The following is an 8,521-nucleotide window of genomic DNA, read 5'->3' as shown; positions in this document are numbered from 1 at the left end:
GCCCTGCGCCGTGACGTCGGCGCGATGCTCGGCCTCGGCTACATCGTGCTCGTCACGCTCATCGCGATCTTCGCGCCCCTCCTGACCGCGATCAGCGGCTGGACCCCGTACGAGTTCGACCAGACCGCGATCGACCCCAACCTCGGCGGCATGCCGATCGGCCCGTGGGGCGGCGTCAGCGCCGAGCACTGGTTCGGCGTCGAACCGGGCAGCGGCCGCGACATCTTCGCCCGCATCGTCTACGGCGCCCGGGTGTCCATGAGCATCGCGCTGTCCGCCACCGCGCTGACCACCGTGCTGGGCGTGTCGCTCGGGCTCGTGGCCGGCTACTTCGGCGGCCGCGTCGACCTGGTGATCTCGCGCGTCATGGACTTCCTCATGGCGTTCCCGGCCCTGATCTTCATGATCGCGGTGCTCTCGGCGTTGCCGGCGGGCAACCGGTCCGCGCTGCTCGTGGTGGTCATCTCCGTGTTCGGCTGGCCCTACCTGGCGCGCATCGTGCGCGGGCAGACCATGTCGCTCGCGCAGCGGGAGTTCGTCGAGGCCGCCCGGGCCGCGGGGGCAAGCGGCACCCGCATCGTCTTCCGCGAGATCCTGCCCAACCTGCGCTCCACCATCATCGTGATGGCCACCCTCGCCGTGCCCGGCTACGTCGGCACCGAGGCCGGCCTGTCGTTCCTCGGCGTCGGCGTGGTACCCCCGGCGCCGAGCTGGGGCCAGATGATCGCCGCGTCCGTGAAGTGGTACGCCGTCGACCCCGCGTACTTCGTCTTCCCCGGCGCGTGCCTGTTCCTGCTCGTGCTCTCGTTCACCGTGCTCGGCGACCGCCTGCGCGCCGTCGTCGACGCCCAGGAGGGCCGCTGATGCCCCGGTTCCTGATCACCCGAGTCGCCTCCGGCCTCGGCGTGCTGCTGCTCGTGTGCCTGTTCACGTACCTGGTCTTCTTCGCCTTGTCGCCGGACCCTGCGGTGCAGATCTGCGGCAAGAACTGCACGCCCGAGGTCATCGACCAGATCCGCGGCAACCTGGGGCTGGACCAGCCGTTCTGGACCCAGTTCTTCCACTTCGTCGTCGGCATCTTCGCGGGCCGCACCTACGGTGAGGGCGCCGGCGCCGTCGAGTGTGCCGCGCCGTGCCTGGGCTACTCGTTCCAGTCCAGCCAGGCCGTGTGGGACATGATCATCCAGCGCCTCCCGGTCTCCGCGACGATCGCCGTGGGCGCCGCCGTGCTGTGGCTGCTCGCCGGGCTGGCCGGCGGCCTGCTCAGCGCCGTCAAGGAGGGCACGTTCCTCGACCGGTTCACCACCGGCCTGACGCTGACCAGCATGTCGATCCCCAACTACGTGCTCGCCCTCGTGCTGCAGTACGTGCTGGTGGTCAAGCTGCAGTGGCTGCCGTTCCCGCAGGCCGTCGCCTTCGCCGACGACCCGGGGCAGTGGTTCGCCAACTTCGTCATGCCGTGGATCGTGCTCGCCGTCGGCTATGCGGCCGCCTACACGCGGCTGACCCGCGCCAACGTGCTCGACGTGCTGCGCGAGAACTACGTGCGCACCGCCTACGCCAAGGGCCTGGCCCAGCCGCTGGTCTGGCGCCGGCACGCGCTGCGTCCGGCCCTGACGCCGATCGTGACGATCTTCGGGATGGACTTCGCCGGCCTGCTCGGCGGGGCCCTGATCACCGAGACGGTCTTCGGCATCAACGGCGTCGGCAAGATGGCCGCCGACTCCATCGCCCGCAACGACCAGCCGGTGATCATGGGCGTCACGCTGCTCGCCGGGTTCCTCGTCGTCGTCGGCAACATCGTGGTCGACGTCGTCTACACCGCCATCGACCCGAGAGTGCGGGTGAACGCATGAGCCTGCTCCAGGTGCGCGACCTCACGGTCACCTTTCCCACCCCGCGCGGGCCGCTGGACGCCGTCCGCTCGCTCGACCTCGACCTGGAGCCCGGCGGCGCGCTGGGCATCGTGGGCGAGTCCGGCTCCGGCAAGTCCATGACCAGCCTGGCGATCATGGGGCTGCAGCCCCAGGCCGCGCAGCGCAGCGGCAGCGTGCGGCTGGGCGGCCAGGAGCTCGTCGGGATGTCCGAGGCAGAGTTGCGCCGCGTGCGCGGCGACCGCATCGCGATGGTCTTCCAGGACCCGCTCTCCTCCCTGAACCCGTACTACACGGTCGGGCTGCAGATCGAGGAGGCCTACCGCGCACACCGGCCCGGCACCACGCGGCGCGTGGCCCGGCGGGTCGCGATCGAGGCGCTGGAACGGGTGCACATCCGCGACGCCGCGCGGCGCGTGGACCACTACCCGCACCAGTTCTCGGGCGGCATGCGCCAGCGCGTCATGATCGCCATGGCGCTGAGCACCGAGCCCGAGCTGCTGATCGCCGACGAGCCCACCACGGCGCTCGACGTCACCGTCCAGGCGCAGATCCTCGACCTGCTGCAGGAGATCCGGCGCGAGACCGGCACGGGGCTCGTGCTGATCACGCACGACCTGGCCGTCGTCAGCGAGGTCACCGACCACATCGTCGTCATGAAGGACGGCGTGTGCGTGGAGCGGGGCGCCGTGGAGCAGATCTTCACGGACCCGCGGCACGCCTACACCCGGGCGCTGCTCGACGCCGTCCCGCGGATCGACGACGAGATCGGCGAGCTGCGCGCGGTCGGCACCAAGAAGGACGGAGGACCAGCATGAGCACGCCCCTGCTGCGCGCCACGCACCTCGTCAAGGAGTTCCCGGTCATGGGCACGGGCGGCCTGCTGCGCCGTCCGGACACCTTCCGGGCCGTGGACGACGTGAGCTTCGAGATCAACGCGGGCGACACGCTCGCCCTGGTGGGCGAGTCCGGCTCGGGCAAGTCGACGACGGCGCGGCTGGCCGCCCGGCTGCTGGACGCCACCTCCGGCACCGTCGAGCTCGACGGCGAGGACGTGACCCGGCTGGGCCGGGCCGACCTGCGCCGGTTCCGCAGCGACGTGCAGGTCGTCTTCCAGGACCCGTACTCCTCGCTCAACCCGCGGCACACCGTGGAGCGCATCGTCACCGCTCCCCTGCTCTACCAGCAGCGGAGCATCCCCGGCGGCGCGCGCGCCTTCACCCGCTCGCTCATGGAGCGGGTCGGGCTGGACCCCGACCACTCGCAGAAGTACCCGGCGCAGTTCTCCGGTGGCCAGGCGCAGCGCATCGGCATCGCCCGCGCGCTCGCGGTCGGGCCGCGCGTCGTGGTGTGCGACGAGGCCGTCTCGGCCCTCGACGTCTCCGTGCAGGCGCAGGTCATCAACCTGCTGCGCGACCTGCAGCGCGAGGAGGGGCTGACCTACCTGTTCATCGCGCACGACCTCGCGGTGGTGCGGCAGATCGCCACCCGCGTCGCGGTGATGACGCAGGGCCGGATCGTCGAGGAGGGCGACCGCGACGCCGTCTTCGACGCGCCGCAGCACGAGTACACGCGCAAGCTGCTCGACGCCGTGCCCCGCATCCGCCCCGAGTGGGAAGCGGCCCGACGGCGCAACGCGGCGCTCGCGGCGGAGGGAGCGCGATGAGCACGACCTGGACCACGTACCTGCTGCCCGGGATCGGCGTCCGCGAGCGCCGTCTCGCGGTGCCGCTGGACCGGAGCGGTCGCCTGCGCGGCGAGGTGTCGTTGCTGGTCCGCGAGCTGGTGGACCCGACGCGCGGCGACGAGGACCTGCCGCTGCTGGTGTACCTGCAGGGCGGGCCGGGCGGCGCGAACCCGCGGCCGCTGCGCCGGGACGGCTGGCTGGACGTGGCGCTGCGCGACCATCGAGTAGTGCTGGTGGACCAGCGCGGCACGGGCGGCAGCTCGCCGCTGGACGGCGAGGCGCTGGCCGGGCTGGACGCCCGCGCGGGTGCCGACCTGCTGGCGTGCTACCGGGCAGACTCGATCGTCGCGGACCTGGAGGACGTGCGCCGGGACGTGTACGGCGGGCGGCCGTGGTCCACGCTGGCGCAGAGCTTCGGCGGCTGGATCACGCTGACGTACCTGTCGGTGGCGCCGCAGGCGCTGCGCGCCTGCTACGTCGCGGGCGGCATCCCGGGCACGCCGCCCGACGCCGCGGAGGTCTACCGCCGCACGTTCGGCCGGGTGGCCGGCAAGACGGCGGAGTTCTACCGGCGTTACCCGGCCGACGTCGAGGCGGTCGCGGCGATCGCGGACCGGCTCGCGCAGGGCGACGTCCTGCTGCCGGACGGCGACGTGCTGACCGTGCGCCGGTTCCAGTCCATGGGCATCGACCTGGGCATGAAGCCGGGGCCGGAGCGGCTGCACTGGTTCGTCGAGAAGGCGTTCGCGGCGCCGGGCCGGCTGTCGGCCGGGTTCCTCCAGGAGGCGATGGTCCGCACCGCGCAGGCGGACGGCCCCCTGTTCTGGACGCTGCAGGAGTCGATCTACGGCCACGGCGGCAACGGTCCCACGGGCTGGGCGGCCCAGGCGGAGCGCGACCGGCGTCCGGAGTTCGACCCGGAGCGCCGTCCGCTGCTGTTCACGGGCGAGATGGCGTTCCCGTGGATGTTCGACGAGATCCGGCTGCTGCGCCCCTTCGCGGGCGCGGTGCACGAGCTGGCGGCGCGCCAGGAGTGGTCGCCGCTGTACGACCTGGACCGCCTGGCCGCCAGCGAGGTGCCCCTGGCGGCGATCGTCTACCACGACGACATGTTCGTGGACTCGGGCCTGCAGCTCGACACGCTCTCGCGGGTCGGGTCGGCGCAGGCGTGGGTCACCAACGAGTACGAGCACGACGGGATCGGTGACGCACGCGTGCTGGAGCGCCTGCGTGAGCTGGTCCGCGACCGAGGAGGAGAGATCCGATGAACACGCACGACACCGCTGGCCGGCCCCCGTACGCGGGGACCCGCGCGCCCCGCCTGGCCGACAGCCCGGCGTTCAACGCCCACATGGCCCGCGGGTGGGGCGCGCCCGACGTCGTCGTCCCGGTGATCCCCGGGGCGCCGGAGGCGGCCGCGGACCACCGCCGCCGCCTGTCGGAGCGCATCGGCGCGCGCGACGCCGTGGTCAGCGCCGGGCGCGCGCCGCTGCGCAACGGCGACGCGATGTACGGGTTCCGCGCGGACAGCGACTTCGTGTGGCTCACCGGCGTGCAGCCCGAGGACGGCGTCCTGGTGCTGCGGGCGAGCGACGGCGGGCACGACGCGACGCTGTACCTGCCGCCGCCCGCGCGGCCCGGCGAGAGCGAGTTCTTCGCGAACGCGGCCTACGGCGAGCTGTGGGTCGGGCCCTCCCCCGACCTGGCCGCGTGGGCCGCGGCGCTGGGCATCGCCGTGGAGCCGCGTTCCGCGCTGGACGCCGTGCTCGACACGCTGGACGGCGCCCTCGCCTCGCCGTCGGTCGACGACGACCTGGTGCGCCGGTTCGGCCTCAAGCCGTCCGAGGACCTGGCCCGGGCGCTGTCCGACCTGCGCATGATCAAGGACGACTGGGAGATCGCGCAGCTCCGCGAGGCGATCGACCACACCGTGACCGGGTTCGACGCGGTCGCGCGCGAGGTGCCGCGCGCCGTCGACGGGCTCGGCGAGCGCTGGCTGCAGGGAACGTTCGACCGGCACGCCCGCACGTTCGGCAACGGCCCCGGGTACTCGACGATCGTCGGCTCCGGACCGCACGCCCCGACCCTGCACTGGGTGCGCTGCGACGGACCGATCCTGCCCGACATGCCGCTGCTGCTCGACATGGGCGTCGAGGCCAACTCGCTGTACACGGCCGACGTGACGCGCACCATCCCGCCGTCGGGCACCTTCAGCCCGATCCAGCGCCAGGTGCACGACCTGGTCGAGAAGGCGCACCGCGCCGGCATGGCGCAGATCCGTCCCGGCGTGGAGTACCTCGACTTCCACTACGCCTCCATGGAGGTCATCGCCCAGGGGCTGCACGACTGGGGCCTGCTGGACGTCTCCGTCGACGAGGCGCTGTCGCCGGGCGGGCAGCAGCACCGGCGCTGGCTGGTCTGCGGCATCGGGCACCACCTCGGGCTGGACGTGCACGACTGCGCCCACTCCGACTACCCCACCTACCAGGCTGCTCCCCTGGCCCCCGGCGTGGTCATGACCGTCGAGCCCGGGCTGTACTTCCACGCCCACGACGAGACGGTGCCGCCCGAGCTGCGCGGCATCGGCGTGCGCCTGGAGGACGACCTGCTGGTCACGGCCGACGGCGCCGAGGTGCTCTCCGACGCGCTGCCGATCGACGCCGCCGGCATCGAGCGGTGGACCACAAAGCGGCTCGGCAATGGCTGAGGCCGTGCTGGCGGCACCGCCTCGGGTGGCCGAGCCGTTCCCGCTCGCCGACGTCGTCCTCACGGGCGGCGTCTTCACGCGGGCCCGCGACCAGATGCTGCACCTGGCCCGCGTCTACCCCGTGGACCGGCTGCTCGCCGTGTTCCGCGCGAACGCCGGGCTGGACACGCGCGGGGCGCTGCCGCCAGGCGGCTGGGAGGACTTCGGCCACCCCGACGAGGACGCCTGGGGCCCCGACGACTACCCCGGCCGCGAGGCCGCGCCCACCGCCAACCTGCTGCGCGGCCACTACGCGGGGCACTTCCTGTCCATGCTGGCGCTCGCGGCGGGCGGCGCGGACGACGCCGTGCTGCGGGCCGAGCTGCGCGCCAAGGTCGACGCGATGGTCGAGGGGCTGCGCGAGGTCCAGGAGACCCTGGCCGCGACCGGGCGCTACAGCCACCCCGGGTTCCTGGCCGCGTACGGCGAGTGGCAGTTCTCGCGGCTGGAGGGCCTGGCGCCCTACGGCGAGATCTGGGCGCCGTACTACACGTGCCACAAGATCATGGCGGGGCTGCTCGACGCGCACCGGCACACGGGATCGGATGTGGCGCTGGACGTCGCGGCGGCGATGGGTCGCTGGGTGCACGGGCGGCTGTCCGTGCTGCCGGCCGAGCAGCGCGCGCAGATGTGGGCCCTGTACATCGCGGGCGAGGCCGGCGGCATGAACGAGGTGCTGTGCGACCTCGCGGTACTGACCGGGGACCGCACGTTCGTGGAGACCGCGCGGCTGTTCGACCTGGACACGCTGCTGGACTTCGCGGCGGCGGGGCGGGACGAGCTGGACGGCATGCACGCCAACCAGCACGCCGCCACGCTCCTGGGCTACCTCGGGCTGGCCGACCTCACGGGCGAAACCCGGTATCTGGACGCCGTCGTCAACCTCTGGGACATGCTCGTGCCCGGCCGCACCTACGCCCACGGGGGCTCCGGCGAGAACGAGCTGTGGGGGCCGGCAGGCGCCGTCGCAGGCGACATCGGCAACCGGAACGCCGAGACGTGCGTGACCTACAACATGCTCAAGATCGCGCGCGCCCTGTTCGAGCGCACGGGCGAGGCGCGGTTCGCGGACTACTACGAGCGGGCCGTGACCAACCAGATCCTGGGCTCGCGGCGCGACGTCGACTCCGACGACTCGCCCGAGGTCACGTACATGTTCCCCGTGCACCCGGGGGCGCTGCGCGAATGGGACAACGTGGGTACCTGCTGCGGCGGCACCGGGCTGGAGAACCACGTCAAGTACCAGGACTCGGTGTACTTCCGGTCGGGCGGCCCGGGCAGCCTGGGTGGCTCGGACGGCGGCGCGGCGGGGCTGGACGGCGGCGTCCGGACCGTGTGGGTCAACCTCTACGTGCCGTCCACGGCGAGCTGGCCGGAGGCCGGCGTCAGCCTGACGCAGGAGACGGCCTACCCGCTGGAGGACGCCAGCCGGATCCGGGTCGACGCGACCGGTGACCTGGAGCTGCGCCTCCGCGTGCCGGGCTGGGCGGCCGTGGACACCTGCACGGTGACTGTCGACGGCGAGGCGCAGTCCCTGCGGGCCGACGCCGGGTACGTCGTCCTGCGGCGCGACTGGCGCCCCGGCACCGTGGTCGAGATCGACGTGCCGCTGACGCTGCGCGAGGTCCCGGCGCCGGACGACACCTCGGTGGTCACCCTGGAGCTCGGGCCGACAGTGCTGCTCGCCCGCAGCGCCGCCACGACCTGGCTGCCGATCCAGGCCGCGACCTGGCGGCGGCTCGACGGCACGCTCGACGCCCCGCTGACCCCGGCCGACGACGGCACGTGGCGGCTGGGCGACCTCGTCCTGGAGCCGACGTGGTCCGGGTCGGACGCCCGGTACCACATGTACCTGCGCCGGGCCGACGCGCGGATCGCGTTCGCCGGGACGGACCCCGCGACCGACTCGGGCGTGCCCAACGCGGCGCGGGCGGACGGGCGGACGTTCCTCGACGTGCTCTGGGCGGACGGCGGGTTCGCCGACCGGGACGCGTTCGTCGACGGGGTGCTGCGCACCACGCACGAGTTCGTGGAGCTCGGGCTGCTGAGCGCCGCGGAGGCACGGCAGGTGCTGGTGGCGGCGGCGCGCTCAGCCGTCGGGCGGGGGAAGGACGGCGTCGGGCATGAAGCCGAAGGCGACCCCGGGCATGACGCCGGGGGCGACGCTGACCGGGAGGCCGCGCGTGCGGCGGAGGAGGCCGCGCTCCTGTCGCG

At 73.3% G+C, this 8,521-nt stretch carries 7 protein-coding genes; all 7 read left to right on the top strand.

What is annotated here, in order from left to right:
• A partial coding sequence (locus ACFWEJ_RS24225) for an ABC transporter permease (protein WP_377231739.1) occupies positions 1-864 on the top strand: 864 nt, incomplete at its 5' end.
• Entirely contained in the window at positions 864-1,856 is a 993-nt protein-coding gene (locus tag ACFWEJ_RS24220; protein ID WP_377231738.1) for an ABC transporter permease, read from the top strand. The genes ACFWEJ_RS24225 and ACFWEJ_RS24220, both read left to right, overlap by 1 nt.
• Entirely contained in the window at positions 1,853-2,692 is an 840-nt protein-coding gene (locus ACFWEJ_RS24215) for an ABC transporter ATP-binding protein (protein ID WP_377231737.1), read from the top strand. The genes ACFWEJ_RS24220 and ACFWEJ_RS24215 overlap by 4 nt, the downstream gene beginning before the upstream one ends.
• Positions 2,689-3,540 carry an ATP-binding cassette domain-containing protein gene (locus tag ACFWEJ_RS24210; protein ID WP_377231736.1) on the top strand — a complete coding sequence of 284 codons (852 nt, stop codon included), beginning with the start codon at positions 2,689-2,691 and terminating at the stop codon, positions 3,538-3,540. The genes ACFWEJ_RS24215 and ACFWEJ_RS24210 overlap by 4 nt, the downstream gene beginning before the upstream one ends.
• Positions 3,537-4,829 (top strand): alpha/beta fold hydrolase, encoded by a 1,293-nt coding sequence (locus ACFWEJ_RS24205; protein ID WP_377231735.1) that lies wholly within the window; start codon positions 3,537-3,539, stop codon positions 4,827-4,829. The genes ACFWEJ_RS24210 and ACFWEJ_RS24205 overlap by 4 nt, the downstream gene beginning before the upstream one ends.
• Positions 4,826-6,268, top strand: a complete 1,443-nt coding sequence (locus ACFWEJ_RS24200; protein WP_377231734.1) for an aminopeptidase P family protein — start codon at positions 4,826-4,828, stop codon at positions 6,266-6,268. The genes ACFWEJ_RS24205 and ACFWEJ_RS24200 overlap by 4 nt, the downstream gene beginning before the upstream one ends.
• On the top strand, positions 6,261-8,521 hold a 2,261-nt coding region (locus ACFWEJ_RS24195), incomplete at its 3' end, for a beta-L-arabinofuranosidase domain-containing protein (protein ID WP_377231733.1). The genes ACFWEJ_RS24200 and ACFWEJ_RS24195, both read left to right, overlap by 8 nt.

Source organism: Promicromonospora sp. NPDC060204 (genome assembly GCF_042728455.1).
Lineage (GTDB): Bacteria > Actinomycetota > Actinomycetes > Actinomycetales > Cellulomonadaceae > Promicromonospora.
The sequence above is the reverse complement of the archived record's forward strand: the minus strand, read 5'-3'. Positions and strand labels throughout refer to the sequence as shown.